The 20,170-nt window shown below is 68.2% G+C and carries 21 protein-coding genes; 6 read left to right on the forward strand and 15 right to left on the reverse strand.

Annotated elements, in window-relative coordinates; all coding sequences use genetic code 11:
* Positions 1 to 65 precede the first annotated feature (65 nt).
* A complete protein-coding gene (locus BST15_RS06170; protein ID WP_046188933.1) occupies positions 66 to 698 on the forward strand; it encodes a hypothetical protein in 633 nt (210 codons plus the stop codon).
* A 115-nt stretch (positions 699 to 813) separates the two neighbouring features.
* On the opposite strand, the gene arc is transcribed toward BST15_RS06170, so the two are convergent.
* On the reverse strand, positions 814 to 2,637 hold the full coding sequence (gene arc / locus BST15_RS06175) for a proteasome ATPase (RefSeq protein ID WP_046188967.1): 1,824 nt from the start codon (positions 2,635 to 2,637) through the stop codon (positions 814 to 816).
* Positions 2,638 to 2,791: 154 nt separating this feature from the next.
* Here arc and BST15_RS06180 point away from each other — a divergent pair, with 154 nt between their 5' ends.
* Together BST15_RS06180 and lppK are read left to right on the forward strand one after the other, a co-directional pair.
* Positions 2,792 to 3,286 carry an MTB12 family secreted protein gene (locus BST15_RS06180; RefSeq protein WP_046188932.1) on the forward strand — a complete coding sequence of 165 codons (495 nt, stop codon included), beginning with the start codon at positions 2,792 to 2,794 and terminating at the stop codon, positions 3,284 to 3,286.
* Between the two features lie 11 nt (positions 3,287 to 3,297).
* Complete coding sequence (gene lppK / locus BST15_RS06185; protein ID WP_046188931.1) at positions 3,298 to 3,840, forward strand: lipoprotein LppK; 543 nt, start codon at positions 3,298 to 3,300, stop codon at positions 3,838 to 3,840.
* A gap of 35 nt (positions 3,841 to 3,875) precedes the next feature.
* On the opposite strand, the gene BST15_RS06190 is transcribed toward lppK, so the two are convergent.
* Complete coding sequence (locus BST15_RS06190) at positions 3,876 to 4,712, reverse strand: tRNA (adenine-N1)-methyltransferase (RefSeq protein ID WP_046188930.1); 837 nt, start codon at positions 4,710 to 4,712, stop codon at positions 3,876 to 3,878.
* 44 nt (positions 4,713 to 4,756) lie between these two features.
* Between BST15_RS06190 and BST15_RS06195 the strand changes: the two genes are divergently transcribed.
* Complete coding sequence (locus BST15_RS06195) at positions 4,757 to 5,590, forward strand: RecB family exonuclease (RefSeq protein WP_046188929.1); 834 nt, start codon at positions 4,757 to 4,759, stop codon at positions 5,588 to 5,590.
* Positions 5,587 to 6,372 carry a thioesterase family protein gene (locus BST15_RS06200; RefSeq protein ID WP_046686381.1) on the forward strand — a complete coding sequence of 262 codons (786 nt, stop codon included), beginning with the start codon at positions 5,587 to 5,589 and terminating at the stop codon, positions 6,370 to 6,372. The genes BST15_RS06195 and BST15_RS06200 overlap by 4 nt, the downstream gene beginning before the upstream one ends.
* A gap of 8 nt (positions 6,373 to 6,380) precedes the next feature.
* Here the strand turns inward: BST15_RS06200 and BST15_RS06205 are convergent, their stop codons facing one another.
* From BST15_RS06205 to metH, 5 genes are all read right to left on the reverse strand, one after another.
* On the reverse strand, positions 6,381 to 6,863 hold the full coding sequence (locus BST15_RS06205) for a DUF4126 family protein (RefSeq protein ID WP_046190843.1): 483 nt from the start codon (positions 6,861 to 6,863) through the stop codon (positions 6,381 to 6,383).
* Positions 6,864 to 6,935: 72 nt separating this feature from the next.
* Positions 6,936 to 7,796, reverse strand: a complete 861-nt coding sequence (gene hisG / locus BST15_RS06210; protein WP_046190832.1) for an ATP phosphoribosyltransferase — start codon at positions 7,794 to 7,796, stop codon at positions 6,936 to 6,938.
* 2 nt (positions 7,797 to 7,798) lie between these two features.
* Positions 7,799 to 8,080: a phosphoribosyl-ATP diphosphatase gene (locus BST15_RS06215; protein ID WP_046190833.1), complete on the reverse strand. Its 282-nt coding sequence runs from the start codon at positions 8,078 to 8,080 to the stop codon at positions 7,799 to 7,801.
* A gap of 6 nt (positions 8,081 to 8,086) precedes the next feature.
* Positions 8,087 to 8,788: an HAD family hydrolase gene (locus BST15_RS06220; protein WP_046190844.1), complete on the reverse strand. Its 702-nt coding sequence runs from the start codon at positions 8,786 to 8,788 to the stop codon at positions 8,087 to 8,089.
* 26 nt (positions 8,789 to 8,814) lie between these two features.
* The gene (gene metH, locus BST15_RS06225) at positions 8,815 to 12,594 is read right to left on the reverse strand and encodes a methionine synthase (RefSeq protein WP_046190834.1); all 3,780 of its coding nucleotides are present in this window, start codon (positions 12,592 to 12,594) and stop codon (positions 8,815 to 8,817) included.
* Between the two features lie 185 nt (positions 12,595 to 12,779).
* Here metH and BST15_RS06230 point away from each other — a divergent pair, with 185 nt between their 5' ends.
* A complete protein-coding gene (locus BST15_RS06230) occupies positions 12,780 to 13,652 on the forward strand; it encodes a PAC2 family protein (RefSeq protein WP_083070857.1) in 873 nt (290 codons plus the stop codon).
* Positions 13,653 to 13,671: 19 nt separating this feature from the next.
* Here BST15_RS06230 and BST15_RS06235 read toward each other — a convergent pair whose 3' ends face one another.
* The 8 genes from BST15_RS06235 to BST15_RS06270 all read right to left on the reverse strand — a co-directional run bounded on the left by BST15_RS06235 (position 13,672) and on the right by BST15_RS06270 (position 20,064).
* Positions 13,672 to 14,544, reverse strand: a complete 873-nt coding sequence (locus BST15_RS06235; protein WP_046190836.1) for an SDR family oxidoreductase — start codon at positions 14,542 to 14,544, stop codon at positions 13,672 to 13,674.
* Positions 14,545 to 14,573: 29 nt separating this feature from the next.
* A complete protein-coding gene (mshC, locus tag BST15_RS06240) occupies positions 14,574 to 15,809 on the reverse strand; it encodes a cysteine--1-D-myo-inosityl 2-amino-2-deoxy-alpha-D-glucopyranoside ligase (RefSeq protein ID WP_046190837.1) in 1,236 nt (411 codons plus the stop codon).
* A 24-nt stretch (positions 15,810 to 15,833) separates the two neighbouring features.
* Positions 15,834 to 16,619 carry a 3'(2'),5'-bisphosphate nucleotidase CysQ gene (locus BST15_RS06245; RefSeq protein WP_083070858.1) on the reverse strand — a complete coding sequence of 262 codons (786 nt, stop codon included), beginning with the start codon at positions 16,617 to 16,619 and terminating at the stop codon, positions 15,834 to 15,836.
* Positions 16,620 to 16,737: 118 nt separating this feature from the next.
* Entirely contained in the window at positions 16,738 to 17,559 is an 822-nt protein-coding gene (locus BST15_RS06250; RefSeq protein WP_046190838.1) for an SCO1664 family protein, read from the reverse strand.
* Positions 17,543 to 18,136: a DUF3090 domain-containing protein gene (locus tag BST15_RS06255; protein WP_046190839.1), complete on the reverse strand. Its 594-nt coding sequence runs from the start codon at positions 18,134 to 18,136 to the stop codon at positions 17,543 to 17,545. Before BST15_RS06255 ends, BST15_RS06250 begins: the two co-directional genes overlap by 17 nt.
* Before the next feature lie 51 nt (positions 18,137 to 18,187).
* On the reverse strand, positions 18,188 to 18,874 hold the full coding sequence (locus tag BST15_RS06260; protein WP_046190840.1) for a histidine phosphatase family protein: 687 nt from the start codon (positions 18,872 to 18,874) through the stop codon (positions 18,188 to 18,190).
* Positions 18,871 to 19,725 carry an undecaprenyl-diphosphate phosphatase gene (locus tag BST15_RS06265; protein WP_046190846.1) on the reverse strand — a complete coding sequence of 285 codons (855 nt, stop codon included), beginning with the start codon at positions 19,723 to 19,725 and terminating at the stop codon, positions 18,871 to 18,873. The genes BST15_RS06260 and BST15_RS06265 overlap by 4 nt, the downstream gene beginning before the upstream one ends.
* A gap of 45 nt (positions 19,726 to 19,770) precedes the next feature.
* Complete coding sequence (locus BST15_RS06270) at positions 19,771 to 20,064, reverse strand: hypothetical protein (protein ID WP_046190841.1); 294 nt, start codon at positions 20,062 to 20,064, stop codon at positions 19,771 to 19,773.
* Positions 20,065 to 20,170 lie beyond the last annotated feature (106 nt).

Genomic DNA, 20,170 nt, shown 5'->3' on the forward strand with positions numbered 1-20,170 from the left:
AGGGGCGACACAACGACGCCGTCAGAGGTGTTGACGTCGCCGGGGCCTGTGGCTAATTTCACTCAATGCCCGCCGAGCAGACCCGCCAGCAGACCACCGGAGTTGCCGGGAAGCGCTACGGCGAAGTGCTCCTCGTCGAAGTCGGACAAGCCGGCCCGCAGGCCGTCGTCTACAACTCGTTCCCGCTCAACGACTGCCCCGCGCAGCTGTGGTCAGCCCTGGACGCACAGGCCATCGCCACCGAGAACGGCGCGGCCGCCGCTCTGCTCAACGGCCCCCGCTACTGGCTGATGAACACCATTGAGAAGGCGCCACGGGGCCCCCGCGAGACCAAGAGCTTCGGCGGCATCGAGATGATCAAGCAGGCGCAGGTCGCGCTGTCGTCGATGAATCCGGCGCCCTACACCGTCAATGAGGTGAGCCGTCATGCGGTCTTCGTCTTCGACGCCGGCGAAGAGATCTACGAGCTGATCGACCCGCAGGGACGGCGTTGGGTGATGCAGACCTGGAGCCAGGTGGCGGACCCGAACCTGACCCGAGCCGACCTGCCCGGACTCGCCGACCGCCTCACGCTGCCAGCGGGCTGGACCTATCAGGCCCGCGTCCTGACCAGCCCACTGACGGTGGACACCACCACCGAGGTCGCCCGGGTGTTGCAGGACGACCTGACCAACAGTTACTCGCTGCAGGCCAGCTAGCGCTGGGGCGTCCTGTCCGCGAACGTGCGCAGTTGTACGCGCTGGGCGGCGTGTCGGCGGACAAACACGCGCGCTCGCGCGGGGGGGGTGCTCGCGCGGGGGTAGCAAGCTAGCGCTACAGGTACTGCCCCAGGTTGGATTCGGTGTCGATGGCCCGGCTGGCGCTGGAGCTCTTGCCGGTGACCAGGGTGCGGATGTAGACGATCCGCTCGCCCTTCTTACCCGAGATCCGCGCCCAGTCATCGGGGTTGGTGGTGTTGGGCAGGTCTTCGTTCTCGGCGAACTCATCGACGATCGAGTCCAGCAGGTGCTGGATGCGCAGACCCGGCTGACCGGTCTCCAACACCGACTTGATGGCGTTCTTCTTCGCCCGGTCGACGACGTTTTGGATCATCGCCCCGGAGTTGAAGTCCTTGAAGTACATGACCTCTTTGTCACCGTTGGCGTAGGTGACCTCCAGGAACCGGTTGTCATCGATCTCGGCATACATCCGGTCGACGACCTTCTCGATCATCGCCTTGATGCAGGCCGCCCGGTCCCCGCCGAATTCCGCGAGGTCGTCGGCGTGCACCGGCAGGGTCTCGACCAGATACTTCGAGAAGATGTCTTGTGCGGCTTCGGCATCCGGGCGTTCGATCTTGATCTTCACGTCCAGGCGGCCGGGACGCAGGATCGCCGGGTCGATCATGTCCTCACGGTTGGAGGCGCCGATCACGATGACGTTCTCCAGCCCCTCAACGCCGTCGATCTCACTGAGCAGCTGGGGCACCACCGTGGTCTCCACGTCCGAGGAGACACCGGTGCCACGGGTGCGGAAGATCGAATCCATCTCGTCGAAGAACACGATGACCGGGGTGCCCTCGGAGGCCTTCTCGCGGGCGCGCTGGAAGATCAGCCGGATGTGGCGTTCGGTCTCGCCGACGAACTTGTTCAGCAGCTCGGGACCCTTGATGTTGAGGAAGTACGACTTCGCCTCGTGGGCGTCGTCGCCGCGCACCTCGGCCATCTTCTTGGCCAGCGAGTTGGCCACCGCCTTGGCGATCAGCGTCTTACCGCAGCCGGGCGGGCCGTAGAGCAGCACACCCTTGGGCGGGCGCAGCGCGTATTCGCGGTAGAGGTCCTTGTGCAGGAACGGCAGTTCCACGGCGTCGCGAATCTGCTCGATCTGACGCGTCAGGCCGCCGATGTCGCCGTAGCTGACGTCGGGGACCTCCTCGAGCACCAGGTCCTCGACCTCGGCCTTGGGGATGCGCTCGAAGGCGTAGCCGGCCTTGGTGTCGACCAGCAACGAGTCGCCGGGCCGCAGCTTGCGGGGACGCCAGTCATCCGACAGCGCGTCGGGGTTGCTGTCCGGCAGGTCCGCGGCGACCAGCGGCTCAGCCAGCCAGACGATGCGCTCCTCATCGGCGTGACCCACAACCAGCGCGCGGTGCCCGTCGGACAGGATTTCGCGCAACGTGGATATTTCGCCGACCGACTCGAAATTGCCGACCTCGACCACCGTCAGCGCCTCGTTGAGCCGGACCGTCTGGCCCTTCTTGAGCGTCGCGATCTCGATGTTGGGCGAGATGTTCAGCCGCATCCGACGGCCCGAGGTGAACACGTCGACGGTGTCGTCGTCGTTACTGCCCAGCAGCACGCCGTAGCCACTGGGTGGCTGACCGAGACGATCGACTTCCTCACGCAACGCCAACAACTGCTGACGCGCCTCTTTGAGGGTGTCCATCAGTTTGGAGTTTCGCGTGGTCAGCGAGTCAATCTGGGCTTCGAGCTGACGCACGTCGCGGCCCACTCGGGTGGTGTCCTGGGGGGTGTTGTCGAGCTGCGCGCGCAGCATCGCGGCCTCGCGGCGAAGTTCCTCCAACTCGGCGAAACCCTCACCGGATGCGTGCGCCCCCCCGGACGCGCCGAAACCCTCAGGACGCGGCGACTCTCCCATGGTGCTCATGGTGCGCTCCTTTCCCGAACTGGAAGTTGAAGCGACGGATGCCTCAACGCTACCGGCCATTGTCCATTCGCGGGTGGAGAGACAATCCGACACACCGGCTGCGCTGTTAGCCTCGCTGTCACATCGAGCAGTCGAAAGGACCTCAATGACTATGAAATCCCTCGCCACGGCTGTGGCGGCAGTGGCGGCCATCGGCGCAGCAACTTCCGCTGTGAGCTACCTGACAGCGCAGGCTCCCGCCGCCGCCCAGGCACCGACGACGGTGTTCTTCGCACCGCTGCCGCTGGACCCGGCCGCCGCTGTACCGGCTCCCGAGCAGCTGGCCAGCGTGCTCAACACGCTGGCCGACCCCGGCGTGCCGGCTGCCGGAAAGTCCGACCTCGTGGAGGGTGGTCTGGGCCCGGCGGAGAGCGGTGTGATCGACCACAAGCTGCAGAAGGCGCTCAAGAAGGGCGCCCTGCCGCTGTCGATCAGCGTGGCCAACGTCATACCCACCGGCCCCGGAGCTGCCAGCGCGGACGTCACCGCCTCGAGCCCGAAGCTGGAGCCGCACACGGTGAACCTGACGTTCGTCGACCAGGGCGGTTGGAAGCTGTCCCGGGCCTCGCTGCTGTCGCTGTCGCAGCTGACGTCGGGCTGATCGCGGACCGCATGTCCTGCTGTCGTATCGCCCGCACCGCCGCCGCTACGGCGGTGGTGGTGTGGGCGATGTCGGGCTGTACCGGCCACCAGCAGACGGTGCCGGCCGCTGAGGTTGCCGCGCCGTCGACGACGGCCGCTGTCTCGGTGCCGTCGTCGCCGCTGCCCGGGCCGGAAGTGTTGACCGATGTGCTCTACCGGTTGGCGGACCCCGAGGTTCCCGGCACCGACAAGGTGGCCCTCATCGAAGGCGCCAAACCCACCGACGCCGCAACCATCGACAAGTTCGCCACCGCACTGCGCGACGGCGGCTATCTGCCGCTGAATCTGGATGCCGCCGGGATCGGCTGGGCGGATCGTTCCCCGGGCAACGTGACCGCCGATGTGACGGTGACCACGGCCAACCCGGACGCCGGGGAGTTCTTCTTCCCCATGGAGTTCACTCCCAAGGACGGCAATTGGCTGCTGTCGCAGGCCACCGCCAAGAGCCTGCTGGCCTTCGGCAAGGCCCAGACCGGCGGCACTTCAGCCGAGCCCGCTCCACCGCCGCCCTAGGCCGAGGCAGCCGGCCCCGGTGCAGCCCCGTGCAGCTACGGACGTCCCCGTTTTTTCCCCAGCCGCGTCGGGGTGACGGTGTCCGGGGCCAGCCTGCGGGCGCAGACCAGGAACGCGGTGTGCCCGCGCATCGCGTGCTGGGGCCGCACGGCGAGGCCGACGACATTCCAGCCGCGCTGCATGGTCTCCCAGGACCTCGGCTCGGTCCAGCACTGCTGCTCACGCAGCGCCTCGTTCACCTGCGACAACTGGGTGACGGTGGCGACGTAGATCACCAACACCCCGCCGGGAACCAGGACCCGCGACACGGTGCCCAGCACCTCCCAGGGCGCCAGCATGTCCAGCACCACCCGGTCGATCGAGCCGTCGGGCAGGTCACTGTCGGCCACATCGCCCATCACCAGCTGCCAGTTGTCCGGCTGCCCCCCGAGGAAGGTCTCGACGTTGGCGCGGGCGTGCACCGCGTGGTCATCGCGCAGTTCGTAGGAGATCACCTGCCCCTCGGGGCCGACCGCCCGCAACAGCGAGAGGGTCAACGCACCCGAGCCGGCGCCGGCCTCTAGCACTCGCGCGCCGGGAAAGATGTCGCCTTCATGGATGATCTGCGCCGAGTCCTTGGGGTAGATCACCTGCGCACCGCGCGGCATCGACATCACGTAGTCGACCAGCAGCGGCCGCAGCACCAGGAACGGGTCGCCGTTGGCGGATTTGACCACGCTGCCGTCGGGCAGCCCGATCACCTCATCGTGCGGTATAGCCCCGCGATGGGTGTGAAAGTCGCCGCCAGGAACCAGCACGGTGGTGTAGCGGCGCCCCTTGGCGTCGGTGAACTGGGCCCGATCGCCCGCCTGAAAGATCCCGGATTCGGACACAGGCGTCCACCCTACGCAGCGTGTTCGAGAAGGGTTGTCGGCGCATGCCCGTAGGGTTCGCAACTATGAGCAAGCCGGCGTTGTCACCGTCGCGGGCGGCCGACTTCAAACAGTGCCCGCTGCTGTACCGATTTCGGGCGATCGACCGGCTGCCGGAGGCCTCGACCGTGGCCCAGCTGCGCGGCTCGGTGGTCCACGGCGCCCTGGAACGGCTCTATGCGCTCCCCGCGGAGCAGCGTGGCCCCGAAACAGCCCGCGCCCTGGTCACGCCGGCCTGGGAGCATCTGGCCAGCACCGTCCCGGCGATGTCGGACGGGCTGGACACCGAGCAGTTGATGGCCGAGGCACGCAAGCTGCTGACCGGCTACTACCGGCTGGAGGACCCCCGCCGCTTCGATCCGCAGAGCTGTGAGCAGCGGGTCGAGGTCGAGCTGGCCGATGGCACCCTGCTGCGCGGCTTCGTCGACCGCATCGACGTCTCAGCGACCGGAGCGCTGCGGGTGGTCGACTACAAGACCGGCCGCGCGCCGGCAGCCACCGGCCGATCATCCGGGGCCGCCGAGGCCAAGGCGCTGTTTCAGATGAAGTTCTATGCGGTCGCCCTGCTGCGCTCACGCGACGTGATGCCCTCACGGCTACGGCTGATCTACCTGGCCGACGGTCAACTGCTGGACTACTCCCCCGACCACGACGAGTTGCTGCGCTTCGAGAAGACGTTGGTCGCCATCTGGCAGGCCATCCAGAATGCCGGTGCCACAGGAGATTTCCGCCCCCAGCCCTCACGTATGTGCGACTGGTGCGCGCACCGCGCGCTGTGCCCGGCGTTCGGCGGTACCGCGCCGCCCTACCCCGGCTGGCCGTCGGAGAGCGCGGCATGACCGGCAGCTACTACCACCGGTCACCCGGCTTGGGCCCCGATGACGTGGTCTACGAGTCCAGCGATCTGACCCGCAGCAACTGGGGTCAGCTGCAACACGGTTCGCCCCCGCTGGCCCTGCTCACCCGCGAAGTGGAGCGGTTGATCGACGGTTCGGGCCAGCGGATCGCCCGGTTGAGCCTGGACATTCTGGGGGCGATCCCGGTAGCGCCGGTGCGCGTCCGGGCCCGGGTGCAGCGGCCTGGCCGGCGCATCGCGCTGCTGGAGGCCGAGATGCTCACTCCTGGCGACGAGCGGCCGGTGGCCCGGCTCAGCGCGTGGGCGCTGGCCGGCTCCGACACCGCAGCGGTGGCCTCCGACCGGCACGCTCCGCTGATCATCGGGCCCGACTTACCTCCACCGGCGTGGTTCGCTCAGGCCGACGGCTATGCCACGTCGGTGCGGTGGCGCGTACAGCCCGACGCGCCCGACGGCTCGGCGATCGCGTGGCTGAGCCCGCAGGTACATCTGGTGGACAGTGAGCCGACCACCGCCCTGCAGCGGCTGGCGATGGTGGTCGACTCGGCGAACGGGGTCGGTGCCGTGCTGGACGTCAACGAGTTCATGTTCATGAACACCGACACCGTCGTGCACCTGCACCGGCTGCCCGTCGGCACGGACTTCGGCCTGCGGGCGCGCGCCTCCATCGGGCCGGACGGCGTGGGTGTCACCACCGCAGAGTTGTTCGACGACAACGGATTCGTCGGGACCTCGGCACAGGCGCTGCTGGTGCAGCGGCGCTGACCGTCGGCTCAGACCACCTGGGTCAACGCGGCGATCGCGATACCGCCCAACACCGCGACACTGTCTTCCAGCAACGCGATCGGCAGGTCATGCCCGCCGTTGGCGGCAACCAGTCGCTGCCTCAGCTGGAAACCGACCAGAGTGCCGATCACCGCGCCGATGATGCCCGCACCCAGAGAGGTCCAGGTGAAGTTCCAGGCCGTGCCCAAGACCGCGCCGGCGAAGCCGCCCAACACGATTCGCGCGCCGAACTGCACGGGCACGGTGCGCGCCGGGGTGCTGGGCAGTTGGTCGGTGATGAGCTCGCCGACGGCCAACACCGTGAGTACGGTGACGGTCGCCGGGTGGCTGAGCCAGTGAGCCCAGGTGCCGTCCAAGTTGATCCAGTGCAGCGCAGCCGCCCAGGCCATGACGGCCGGCGCGGTAAGCGCGCGCAGGCCGGCGACAGCGCCGATGAGCAGTGCGAGCAGCAAAACGATGAAATGCGTCACCACAACCTCCAAGGCCGATCGAGCCAGATCACGCCGACGCTAACACGCGAAAGCCGCCGTGACCGGCACTGATCAAAATCGGCAGAATCTGATGTCGGAGGCCAGGATGGCCTTGGCGCCGATCGCGGCCAACTCATCCATGATCGCGTTGACCCCGCGCCGCGGAACCAGTGCGCGCACGGCGGCCCAATCCGGGTCCGCGAGTGGAGCGATGGTTGGCGACTCCAGACCCGGGGTGATCGCCGTGGCCTGTTCGAGAACCTCACGCGGGCAGTCATAGTCGAGCATCAGGTACTGCTGCCCGAACACCACGCCCTGCACCCGGGCAGCCAACTGGTCACGGGCGGCGGCGGTCTCGGCGCTGCGGCCGTTGGGCTGCGCGCCCTCGATCAACACCGCTTCTGAGTCGCACAGCGACTCACCGAAAGCCGCCAGTCCGTGCTGACGCAGCGTCCGGCCGGAACCCACCACGTCGGCGATCGCGTCAGCGACCCCCAACTGGATCGAGATCTCCACCGCCCCGTCGAGCCGGATGACGGTGGCCTCGATCCCCTTGCCCGCCAGATCCTTGCGGACCAGGTTGGGATAGGCCGTCGCGATCCTCTTGCCGGCCAGGTCCGCCGCCACCCACTCGCGCCCAACCGGAGCGGCGTAGCGGAACCGCGAGGACCCGAAGCCCAGCGCCAACCGCTCGGCCACGGGCGCACCGGACTCGGCGGCCAGATCGCGTCCGGTGATCCCGAAGTCGAGCTCACCGGAACCGACGTAGATGGCGATGTCCTTGGGCCGCAAAAAGAAGAACTCGACCTTGTTGACCGGATCGATGACGGTCAGGTCCTTGGCGTCGGTACGGCTGCGGTAGCCGGCCTCGGACAGCATGGCCGCGGCCGCCTCACTGAGCGCCCCCTTGTTGGGGACCGCCACGCGCAACATGCTCACAGCTTGCCGTACACGTCGGACAGCGTCAGGCCGCGCGAGATCATCAGCACCTGCGTCCAATACAGCAGTTGACTGATCTCGCCCGCCAGCGCGTCGTCGGACTCATGCTCGGCGGCCAGCCACACCTCGCCGGCCTCCTCCAGGATCTTCTTGCCGACGGTGTGCACCCCGGCGTCCAGCGCGGCCACGGTGGCGCTGCCGGCCGGGCGGGTGGCGGCACGCTCACCGAGCTCGGCGAACAGCTCCTCGAAGGTCTTCACGAGCAGCGATTGTTTCATGCCCGGTCACCGACGGTCACGGCGGTTTCCGGCGGCGACTCGCGCCGAGCCGGTGAGCTCGCCGTGAATTCTGCTCAGGTCCCCCACCGACAGCCCGGCCAGGGACGCCACCTGATGCCGTCGTGGCCCATCGGGGACCGGGAGCGCATTGGGTGCCACCAGAACCGCGCAACCCGCGGCCTCCGCGGCAGCGGCACCGGTGGGTGAGTCCTCGACCGCCAGGCACTCGCGGGTGTCCAGCCGCAGCAGCTGCGCGGCACGCAGATAAGGGGCCGGGGCCGGCTTGCCCTGCGCCACCTCGTCACCGCAGACCACGACGGCAAAATAGTGACGCCCGATGCTGCCCAGCGCCCGCTCCGTCAGCATCCGGGCGGTGTTGGTCACCAACGCGGTCGGCACCGCCGCGGCGGCCAGCTCATCGAGCAACTCCCGGGCCCCGTCGCACCAGGGCAGACCGGCATCGAACAGCTCGCCGGTGTAGTCGTGCATCCAGCGCGTCGTGGCCGCCATCGCCTCCGGGTCCAGCGGCAGCCCCAGGTCCTCATAGACGGTGCGCATGGTGTCGCGTGCGCTGCCGCCGACCGTCAATGCTCGAACCTCCGGGGTCAGCACACCGCCCAGGCGGTCATAGAGCGCATGCATCGCGACATCCCAGAGCTTCTCGGAATCCACCAGGGTGCCGTCCATGTCGCACAGCACCGCACGCAGCACCGCCGAACCCTCGCCCAACGGGTTCAGTCCTCCGGGTTGTAGCCGAGGTTGGGGGCCAGCCAGCGCTCGGCTTCAGTCAGGGTCCAGCCCTTGCGCCGGGCGTAGTCGGCGACCTGATCCTGGGCCAGCCGGCCGATCACGAAGTACTGCGACTGCGGGTGGGAGAAATACCAGCCGCTGACGGCCGCACCGGGCCACATCGCCATCGACTCGGTCAATTCGATACCCGTGCGCTCCTGGACGTCCATCAGCTTCCAGAGCGTTGCCTTCTCGGTGTGCTCGGGGCAGGCCGGGTAGCCGGGGGCGGGCCGGATTCCCACGTACTTCTCCCCGATGAGCGCCTCGTTGTCCAACTGCTCGTCGCGCTGGTATCCCCAGAGCTCGGTGCGCACCCGCTGATGCATCCGCTCGGCGAACGCCTCGGCCAGCCGGTCGGCGATCGACTCCAGCAGGATGGCGCTGTAGTCGTCGAGCGCCTCCTTGAACTCGGCGATCTTCTCTCCGCTGCCAAGCCCCGAGGTGACGGCGAAGGCGCCGACGTAGTCCTTCAAGCCCGTTTCCTTGGGGGCGATGAAGTCGCCCAGCGAACGGTTGGGGATGCCGGCCCGGTGCTCACCCTGCTGGCGCAGGTTGTGCAACGTGGTCAGCACCTCGGTGCGGGTGTCGTCGGTGTAGACCTCGATGTCATCACCGACCACGTTCGCCGGGAAGAAGCCGATCACGCCGTTGGCGGTCAGCCACTTCTCCTTGATCAGGGTGTCCAGCATCTCTTGGGCGTCGTCATAGAGCTTGCGCGCCGCCTCGCCCGAGGCCGGATTGTTGAGGATGTCGGGGAAACGGCCCTTCATCTCCCAGGCGTTGAAGAACGGCTGCCAGTCGATGTATTCCCGCAGCTCGGCGAGGTCGTAGTCCAGGAATTCCCGCACTCCCGTGCCGATGGCGGGTACCGGCGGGGTGTAGCCGTCCCACTCGATCGGCGTGCGGTTCGCGCGGGCCTTCTCCAGTGGCACCATGGGCCGCTCGTTCTTCTGCGCGTGACGTTCCCGCAGCGACGCGTAGTCGGCCTCGGTGGACTCCAGCAGGGCCGGCCGCTGCTTGTCGTCGAGCAGCGCGGCGGCCACCGGCACCGAGCGGGATGCGTCCTTGACCCAGACCACCGGTCCGCTGCGGCGCGGTGAGATCTTCACCGCGGTGTGGGCACGCGAGGTGGTGGCGCCGCCGATCAGCAGCGGTATCTCCATGCCTTCGCGTTCCATCTCGACCGCGAAGTTGACCATCTCATCGAGCGACGGGGTGATCAGGCCCGACAGACCGATGATGTCGGCGTGGTGTTCCTTGGCGGCATCCAAGATCTTCTGGGCGGGCACCATGACCCCGAGATCGATCACCTCGTAGTTGTTGCACTGCAGCACGACTCCGACGATGTTCTTGCCGATGTCGTGCACATCGCCCTTCACCGTCGCCATCACGATGGTGCCGTTGGTGTCCTTGTCCGCGGTGGCGCCGGCGGCTTCCTTCTCCGCCTCGATGAACGGCAGCAGGTAGGCCACGGCCTTCTTCATCACCCGGGCCGACTTCACCACCTGGGGCAGAAACATCTTGCCCGCGCCGAAGAGGTCGCCGACCACGTTCATGCCGTCCATGAGCGGGCCCTCGATCACCTCGATCGGACGTCCACCGGCGGCGTCGATCTCGGCCCGCAGTTCCTCGGTGTCGTCATCGACGTGGGCGTCGATGCCCTTCACCAGGGCGTGCGTGATGCGTTCGCGGACCGGCAGACTGCGCCACTCGGCCGCCACCGGATCTTCGGCCTTCTCGGAGCTGTTGAACTTCTCGGCGATCTCCAGGAGCCGCTCGGCGGCATCGGGGCGACGGTTAAGGACGACGTCTTCGATCCGGTCGCGCAGCTCGGCGTCGATCGAGTCATAGGGCACCAGCGACCCGGCGTTGACGATGCCCATGTCCAAGCCGGCCTTGATCGCGTGGAACAGGAACACCGCGTGGATGGCCTCACGCACCGGGTTGTTGCCCCGGAACGAGAACGACACGTTGGAGATACCGCCGGAGATGTGCACCCCGGGCAGGTTCTCCTTGATCCAGGCGCAGGCCTCGATGAAGTCGATGCCGTAGGTCGCGTGCTCCTCGATGCCGGTCGCCAGGGCGAAGCAGTTCGGGTCGAAGATGATGTCCTCGGCCGGGAATCCGACCTCCTCGGTGAGGATCCGGTAGGCCCGCCCGCAGATCTCCTTGCGGCGCTCCAGGTTGTCGGCCTGGCCCTGCTCGTCGAAAGCCATCACGACCACGGCGGCGCCGTATTTGCGGCACAGCCGAGCCTCGCGGACGAACTTCTCCTCGCCCTCCTTCATGGAGATCGAGTTGACGATCGGCTTGCCCTGCACGTTCTTCAGGCCCGCCTCGATGACCTCCCACTTGGAGGAGTCGATCATCACCGGGACACGGCTGATGTCCGGTTCTGCCGCAATCAGTTTGGTGAACCGGTCCATCGCGGCGACGCCGTCGATCATGCCCTCGTCCATGTTGATGTCGATGACCTGTGCGCCGACCTCGACCTGCTGCAGCGCGACCGACAGCGCGGTGTCGTAGTCCTCGGCCTTGATCAGGTTGCGGAACCGGGCGGAACCGGTGATGTTGGTGCGCTCGCCGATGTTCACGAACAGCGAGTCATCGGTGATGTTGAGCGGTTCCAGGCCCGAGAGCCGGGTGGCCACCTCCAGTGTCGGCAGCTCACGCGGTGGCTTGCCCTCGACGATCTTGGCGATCTCGGCGATGTGTGGCGGCGCCGTGCCGCAGCACCCGCCCACCAGGTTCACCAGGCCCGCGTCGGCGAAGTCCGCGATGTAGCCCGCCTGACGCTCCGGCGATTCGTCGTACTCGCCGAAGGCGTTGGGCAGACCCGCATTCGGGTAGCAGGACACGTAGGTGTCGGCGATGCGCGCCATCTCGGCGATGTAGGGCCGCATCTCCGGTGCGCCCAGGGCGCAGTTGAGGCCCACCGCGATCGGCTTCGCATGCCGGATCGAGTTCCAGAACGCTTCGGTGACCTGACCGGACAACGTGCGTCCGGACGCATCGGTGATGGTGCCCGAGATGATCACCGGCCAACGGCGCCCACGCTGCTCGAACAGCGTCTCGACGGCGAACACCGCGGCCTTGGCGTTGAGCGAGTCGAAGATGGTCTCGATGATGATGATGTCGGAACCACCGTCGACCAGTCCGTTGGCGGCCTCCAGGTAGGCGGCCACCAGCTGGTCGTAGGAGACGTTGCGAGCGCCCGGGTCGTTGACGTCCGGCGAGATCGACGCGGTGCGCGTCGTCGGACCGATGGCGCCCGCCACGTAGCGGGGCTTGTCCGCGGTGCTGAACTCGTCGCAGGCCTTGCGCGCCAGGGCTGCGCCGGCGTAGTTCAGCTCGTAGCTGAGATCGACCATGTCGTAGTCGGCGAGCGAGACCGCGTTCGCGTTGAACGTGTTGGTCTCCAGGATGTCGGCGCCGGCCTCAAGGTATTCGCGGTGGATGCCCTCGATGATCTGCGGCTGCGTCAGCGTCAGCAGGTCGTTGTTGCCCTGCAGAGCGGTGGGCCACTCGGTGAAGCGGTCGCCGCGGTAGCCGGCCTCATCGGGGCGGTCACGCTGAATCGCCGTGCCCATGGCGCCGTCGATCACCATGATCCGGCTGTTCAGCGCGGCCGTCAGCTCGTCGGTGCAATCAGGGCGGATGTTCGGCACGAAGGTTTCGGGCGCCGAGGAGTTCAGCTCAGTGGCGTTCACGTACGTCCCTTCCATGGCGGAAGGCGTCCTTAACTCTGCCGAGCGTGGCGGTCACCAGAGACCGGCGAACCGTTGCAACGCCTCTCGACGCCCGAAAGTCTACGTCGTCGCCCCGCTTGGGGACCAATACCCCATGCAACAGGGCGACGCGGCGGGTCCGGTAGGGCCCGTCTTCGTGACCCACGCCGTAGGCTGATTCCGTGACCCGACCGGATGACGGCGCTACCCTTCCCGAGCTGCACGACACCATCGTCGTGGCTGCGTTCGAGGGCTGGAATGATGCCGGCGACGCCGCCAGCGACGCGGTGCAGCATCTGAACAACATCTGGGAGGCCCGGCTGATCGTCGAGATCGACGACGAGGCCTATTACGACTACCAGGTGAACCGGCCGGTGATCCGCCAGCTCGACGGCGTGACCCGTGAACTGGTCTGGCCGTCGATGCGTATCTCGCACTGCCGCCCGCCAGGCAGTGACCGCGACATCGTGCTCATGCACGGGGTCGAGCCGAATATGCGGTGGCGGTCGTTCTGCGCCCAGCTGCTGGCGATCATCGAGCAACTGAACGTGGACACCGTGGTCATCGTCATCCTGGGGGCGCTGCTGGCCGACACCCCCCACACTCGCCCGGTGCCGGTGTCGGGGGCGGCGTACTCGGCGGAGTCGGCCGCGCGCTTCGGGCTAGCCGAGACCCGCTACGAAGGCCCGACCGGCATCACCGGGGTGTTCCAGGACGCGTGCGTGGCGGCCGGTATCCCCGCGGTGACCTTCTGGGCGGCGGTGCCGCACTACGTCTCGCAGCCGCCCAACCCCAAGGCGACCGTTGCCCTGCTGCGGCGCGTCGAGGACGCCCTGGACATCGAGGTTCCGCTGGGTGACCTGCCGGCGCAGGCCGAGGAATGGGAGCTGGCGGTCAGCGAGATGGCCAGCGAGGACGACGAGATCGCCGACTATGTGACCGCGCTGGAAGAGCGCGGCGACGCGGAGGTCGACATGACCGATGCGCTGAGCAAGGTCGACGGCGACGCGCTGGCGGCCGAGTTCGAGCGCTACCTGCGGCGCCGGCGGCGCTGAGCCGGCGGGCCGGTGCGGGCTACTTCTCCATTTTCTCGTTGTAGGCGCTGGTGGAGCGGCCGAGTGCAGCGACTTCGGCGTCCATCCGCGGCACGATCGTGGCGGCTCCCTTGATCAAGGTGCGTTCCACCGGACGCAGGGTCAGCACCGGCTTGAGCCAGCGGAACGCCCCCACCCAACGCGGGCAGTAGACGCGACGGCTGCGGCCTTCGATGCCCTTGACGAAGGCGTCAACGCACTTGTCGACCGAAGTGGTCTTGTTCAACGGCCACGGCAGCGTAGCCATCATGTCGTCGAAAGCACCCAGATCGGCCTTGGTGTCGCGAACCAACGGCGTGTCGATCCATCCCATGTGCGCCGAACCGACCTCCACCCCCTGATAGGCGACCTCCTGGCGCAGCGCGCTGGCGAAGTGCTCAACTCCGGCCTTGGCCGCGTCGTAGGAGGCCATTCCAGCCAACGGGCTGAACGCCGCCAGCGAGGACACGACCAGCACATAGCCGCGACGCTCGATGACCGACGGCAGCGCGGCGCGCACGGTGTTGAAGACCCCGATCACGTCGACATCGATCACCCGTTTGAACGTCTCGGGGTCCACATTCAGCACCGACCCGTAGCTGGCGATGCCGGCGTTGGCCACGACGGTGTCGATGCCGCCGAACCGCTCTGCGGCCTGTGCGGCCACCGCCTGCAGGGCGGCCAGGTCCCGCACGTCGGCGACGGCGGTCAGCGCCCGTTCGCCGAGTTCATCGCCCAGCTTGGTGAGGGCGGCCTCGTCCAGGTCGGTCACCACCACGCGGGCGCCCTGGGAGTGCAACCGACGTGCCAGCTGCTCGCCGATACCGTGCGCGCCGCCGGTGATGAAGACGACCTGGGAGTGAATCGAAGACATGCGCTCAACCTACCCTCGGTGCGCGTGAATCAGAGCGCCACTCCCAGCAGCGCATCGACTGCGGTGGCCACCAGCGCCGGCGCGCCGGTGTCGTGGCCGCCGTACTCCAGCGCATCGGTGGTCCAGCCGTCCAGGGCGGCCAGCGCCTTGCCGGTGTCCAGATCGTCGGCGAGGTAGCGGCGCACCCGGGCGATGACGTCCTCGGCGGACGGTCCCGCGGGCAGGGTGGTCGCGGCCCTCCAGCGGTGCAGGCGCGCGACCGCGTCCTGCAGGGTCGCGTCGTCCCAGAACCGGTCACTGCGGTAATGCCCGGCCAGCAGGCCCAACCGGATCGCGGCCGGCTCGATCCCCTGTGCGCGCAACTTCGATACGAGTACCAGGTTGCCGCGGCTCTTGGACATCTTGTGGCCGTCCCAGCCGATCATCCCGGCGTGCACATAGTGCCGGGCGAAGCGGCGCTCCCCGGTGAGGGATTCGGCATGTGCGGCGGAGAACTCGTGGTGCGGGAAGACCAGATCGGATCCGCCGCCCTGAATGTCGAGGACGGAGCCCAGCCGGCTCAGCGCGATCGCGGCGCACTCGACGTGCCAGCCCGGGCGGCCCGCCCCGAACGGCGCCGGCCAGCTGGGTTCACCCGGGCGGGCCGCGCGCCACAGCAGGGCGTCCAGTGGGTCAGCCTTGCCGTCTCGGTCTGGATCGCCCCCGCGCTCGGCGAACAGCTCGACCATGGTGGCGTGGTCGAATCCGGATTCGTAGCCGAACTGCTCGGTGGCGTCGGCGCGAAAGTAGATGTCGGGATAGTCGCCGTCCACGGCGTAGGCCGAACCGGCGGCCAGCATCTTCTCCACCACCTCGACCACCTCGGCGATGGCCTCGGTGGCCGCCACGTAGTCGCGGGGCGGCAGCACCCGCAGCGCGGCCATGTCGGTGCCGAACAGCTCGACCTGACTGGCCGCCAGGGAATCCCACGCCACACCGTCACGCTCGGCGCGCTCCAGCAGCGGGTCGTCGACATCGGTGACGTTCTGCACGTAATCGACCCGGTGGCCCGCGTCGAGCCAGAGTCGGTGAATCAGATCGAAGGCCAGGTAGGTGGCCGCGTGGCCCAGATGCGTGGCGTCATAAGGCGTGATGCCGCAGACGTACATGCGAGCCGTCGGGCCCGGCGACACCGGGCGCACCTGGCGGTCGGCGGTGTCATAGAGGCGCAGTGCCGGGCCGTGCCCGGGCAGAACCGGAACGGCCGGCGCGGACCACGATTGCATGCCCACGACTTTAGGGCCCCTCCGCTACAGCACGGTCCGCCGCATGGCGTCCAGCAGGATGGGCGCCACGTCGGGCCGACACATCAGCAGGTCGGGCAGGTAAGGATCGGGCCGGTTGTAGCGCAGCGGCGAGCCGTCGATGCGCGAGGCGTGCAGACCCGCCGCCAGCACCACACCGGCCGGGGCGGCCGAATCCCACTCCCATTGACCACCGGCGTGCAGGTAGGCGTCCACGTCGCCGCGCACCACGGCCATGGCCTTGGCACCCGCCGATCCCATCAGAACCGGCTCCACCGGCAAGACCTCCCGGATGAGCCGCACCACCGACGGCATCCGGGACGCGCTGACCGCCACCCGAATGGGTTGGGGCACCCCGGTCGACATGACCGGCGGGGTCACCGTGTCGGTGCGGAAGACGACGTTGCTGCGGTTGCCGTAGGCCGGCAGGGACACCGCGGCATCGGTGATGGCGCCGAAGCCGTCGGCGCCCTGACGCTGCCACAGTGCGATGTGCACCGCCCAGTCGTCGCGTCCGGGGGTGGTGAATTCGCGGGTGCCGTCCAGCGGGTCGACGATCCACACCCGGTCGGAGTGCAGCCGGGCCAGCGTGTCCGGTGATTCCTCGCTGAGCACGGCGTCTCCGGGGCGTTCGTCGCGCAGCCGGCGGATGATCAGCTGGTTTGCCCGACCGTCGCCGGTGTCGCCGAGGTGCCAGGGCTGGGCGAATCCCACCTGGTCACGCACCGCCAGCAAGAGCTTTCCGGCGTCGACTGCCAGTTCGGCGGCCAGCGCCGCGTCAGTCAGCGTCACGCTTGGCAGTATTCCCGACGCGAGGCGGCGCTGGTTTCGCGAGTGTGCGCTTTGGTGGTCGGTGAGCCGATTGCGCCACCGAAAACGCACACTCGGCGGCTGTTTGGCGCGGCGTATCTCAGAAGGCCGGCCAGGGTATCGGTCGGTGACGGTTCGGGGCCGGCATCACCGGGTGCTCCAGCAGGTCGGTGACCCGTCGGTGCAGCGCGGTGATCTCCTCGGCGGTCAGATGTGGTTGAAGGACAGCCGACAGCGGCCCGTCCAGCGCGGTCAGCAGCCGCGACAGGGCCGGCAGCGCGTCGTCATCGAGGCCGGCCAGCGGCCTGCCCGCCCACCCCCACAGCACGGTGCGCAATTTGTCCTGGGTGTGCAGGCTGACGCCGTGGTCGACGCCGTAGACGTGGCCGTCGACACCGCACAGCACGTGACCGCCCTTGCGGTCGGCGTTGTTGATCACCACGTCGAAGACGGCCAGCCGGCGCAGCCGAGCGTCGTCGGCGTGCACCAGGGTGACCGGTTCGCCGGTGTGTCCGTAGGCCTGCAGCACCGGCAGGTAGCCGGCAGGAATGTGATCAGCGGGAACGATGTCGACCAGCTCCGGGTCCGGTGACGCCTCGTCGGCGTCGTCCTGGGGCTGATCGATCCACCGCTGGACCATGCCGGGACCGGCTGGACCGTCGCGAATAATGGTGTAGGGAACCAGGTTCCAGCCCAACTCCACCGATATCAGGTGCGCGGCGAGTTCGCGGCCGGCCAGCGTGCCGTCGGGGAAATCCCAGAGCGGCTGTTCGCCGGAGACCGGCTTGTAGACGCAGTGCACACGGTGCTCCCCCAGCGTCGCCTCGCAAAGGAAGGTGGCGTTGCTCGCCGAGCGGATGCGGCCCAGAATCTCCAGCTCCCCGGAGTGCAACGCCTCCCGGTCGTCAGATGTCGGACGCATCGGGCTCGTCGTCGGGCCCGAAAGCGCCCCGGCGATAGCCGTTGGTGCGCACACACATGTGGCCGGCCGGGTCCAGCGGCTCCTCGCACAGCGGGCACGGCGGGCGGCCCGCGGAGATCACTCGATTCGAGCGGGTGGCGAACTGGCGCGCGGACTCCGGCGTGAGGAACACCCGCACCGCGTCCGGCCCCTCCTCGGTGTCGTCGAGCACCACCGAGGCATCGAACTCGGCATCGCTGACAGCGAGCAGCTCGACCACCACCGCCTGCGCCTCCGAATCCCAGCCCAACCCCATGGTGCCGACCCGGAACTCCGCGTCCACGGGGGTGACCAGCGGGTTCAGATCGTCGATCTCGGTGGGCTCGGGCGGCACGGGGGTGCCGAACCGACGGTTGACCTCCAGCAGCAACGCGCCGATCCGTTCGGCCAGCACCGCGACCTGCTGCTTTTCCAGCATCACCGAGACCACCCGCTCGGCGTGAACCGCCTGCAGGTAGAAAGTGCGGTTTCCGGGCTGGCCGACAGTCCCGGCCACGAAGCGGTCGGGAGTGCGGAAGACGTGAATTGCTCGAGACATGGCAACTCCAAAATACCGGCAGTCCGGTTGTTCACCGGCATCTGGCATCGGCTAGGTGGTCGACCCGCCGACCACGGCGTCGCTTTCACCGCCGGTATGGGCCGGTGAACTCTTCACCGCGGCGGCCAAGGACGCGCCTGTGTGATTGAGGTGGATGACGAACGGACGCAACGGGGTGTAGCGGATCACGCTGGCCGACGCGGGGTCGGCGGTGATCCGCTGAAAACCGTCCAGATGCACGCCCAGCGCGTCGGCGATGACGGCCTTGATCACGTCGCCGTGCGTGCACGCCACCCACAGCACGTCGGCGCCGTGCTGGTCGGCCAACTGCCGGTCGTGGTCGCGCACGGCGGCGACGGCGCGGGCCTGCACCTGCGCCAGCCCTTCGCCCTCGGGGAAGATCGCCGCGCTGGGCTGGGCCTGCACCACCCGCCACAGCGGTTCAGCGGTCAGCTCGCTGATCTTGCGACCGGTCCAGGTGCCGTAGTCGACCTCGACCAGCCGCTCGTCGACGAGCGGCTCCAGCCCGAGTCCCTCCGACAGCGGTTCGAGGGTGCGCCGGCAGCGCAGCAGAGGTGAGCGCACCACCGCCTTGATGGGCAGGCCGTCGAGCCGGCCGACGAGCTGCGCGGCCTGCTCACGGCCCAAGTCGTCGAGGTCCACGCCTTCGGTGCGCCCGGCCAGCACCCCGGAGGTGTTGGAGGTGGATCGGCCGTGCCGCACCAAGATGACGGTCATGACGTGGCCGCCAATGCCCCGGTGGCCAGCAGGACCAGGATCGTGGTGCCCGCGACGATCCGGTAGACGACAAACCAGTACATGCTGTGCGTCAGCAGGAACTTGAGGAACCAGGCGATGGCCGCCCAGCCCACCACGAAGGCGATCACCGTGGCCACCAGCAGCTGCGGCCCCGATGCGCTCATTCCGGCGCCTTCGGGGTGAAACGCGTCGGGCAGGGAGAACAGCCCGGAGGCGAAGACCGCCGGGATGGCCAGCAGGAACCCGAATCGGGCGGCCAGTTCACGGTCCAGGCCGGCGAACAGCCCGGCGCTGATGGTGGCCCCGGACCGCGACACCCCGGGCACCAGCGCCAGGGTCTGCGCCGAGCCCACCAGCACCGCGTCGCGCCAGGTCAGGTCCTTGGCCTGCCGCCTCTGCCGGCCGAAGTACTCGGCCGCCGCGATCACCAGCGAGAACACCACCAGGGCGGTGGCCACCACCCACAGGTTGCGGACCCCGGAACGGATCAGGTCCTTGAAGACCAGCCCCAGCACGCAGATCGGGATGGTGCCGATGATGACGTACCAGCCCATCCGGTAATCGGTCTGACGCTCGGCCGGAAGCGGGGTCTTGGCCAGCGCCGACGCGACGCCGGACAGCCAGGCGGTGGCGATGCGGGCGATGTCTTTGGCGAAGTAGACGAGCACGGCGAGCTCGGTGCCCAGTTGGGTGACCGCGGTGAACGAGGCACCGGCGTCACCGTCGAAGAACAGTCGCGACACCAGCGCCAGATGCCCCGAGGAGGAGACCGGCAGAAATTCGGTGAGCCCCTGGACAATCGCCAGGACAATGACCTGCGACCACGACATCACCGTCTCCACTACCGACACGACGATGACCGTACCGGGCGAAGGTCAGCGGATCAGACCGGACACCACGTCGCGCACGGCCGCCGTCAGACTGCGCTCGTCGGCGATATCGATCTCGAACAGGTGCCGGCTCGCGCTGGCCACCACGTCCTCGTCCTGCGGGACCAGGCCGACCAGCCGGGGCCGATAGATGTCGACCACGAGCTTGTGCTGGTGGGTGTGGAAGGAGAAACTGCGGCCGTCGCCGACCTCACCGAAGCCGCTGGCGAAGGCCCCGGTCCAGATCTCCTCAATGCGGAACTCCGAACAAGCCAGCTGCCAGTCATCGACCACAGTCATGTGCGCGAGGTTACACCTAAGCCAACTTATAGTTCCATCAGACATGCGAAGTTCGCCTGCCAGCCATCCTTAGAATCGGTGGTCGCCCCCCGAACCGCCCACCCAC

Origin of the sequence: Mycolicibacter arupensis (genome assembly GCF_002086515.1) — a bacterium.
GTDB lineage: Bacteria > Actinomycetota > Actinomycetes > Mycobacteriales > Mycobacteriaceae > Mycobacterium > Mycobacterium arupense.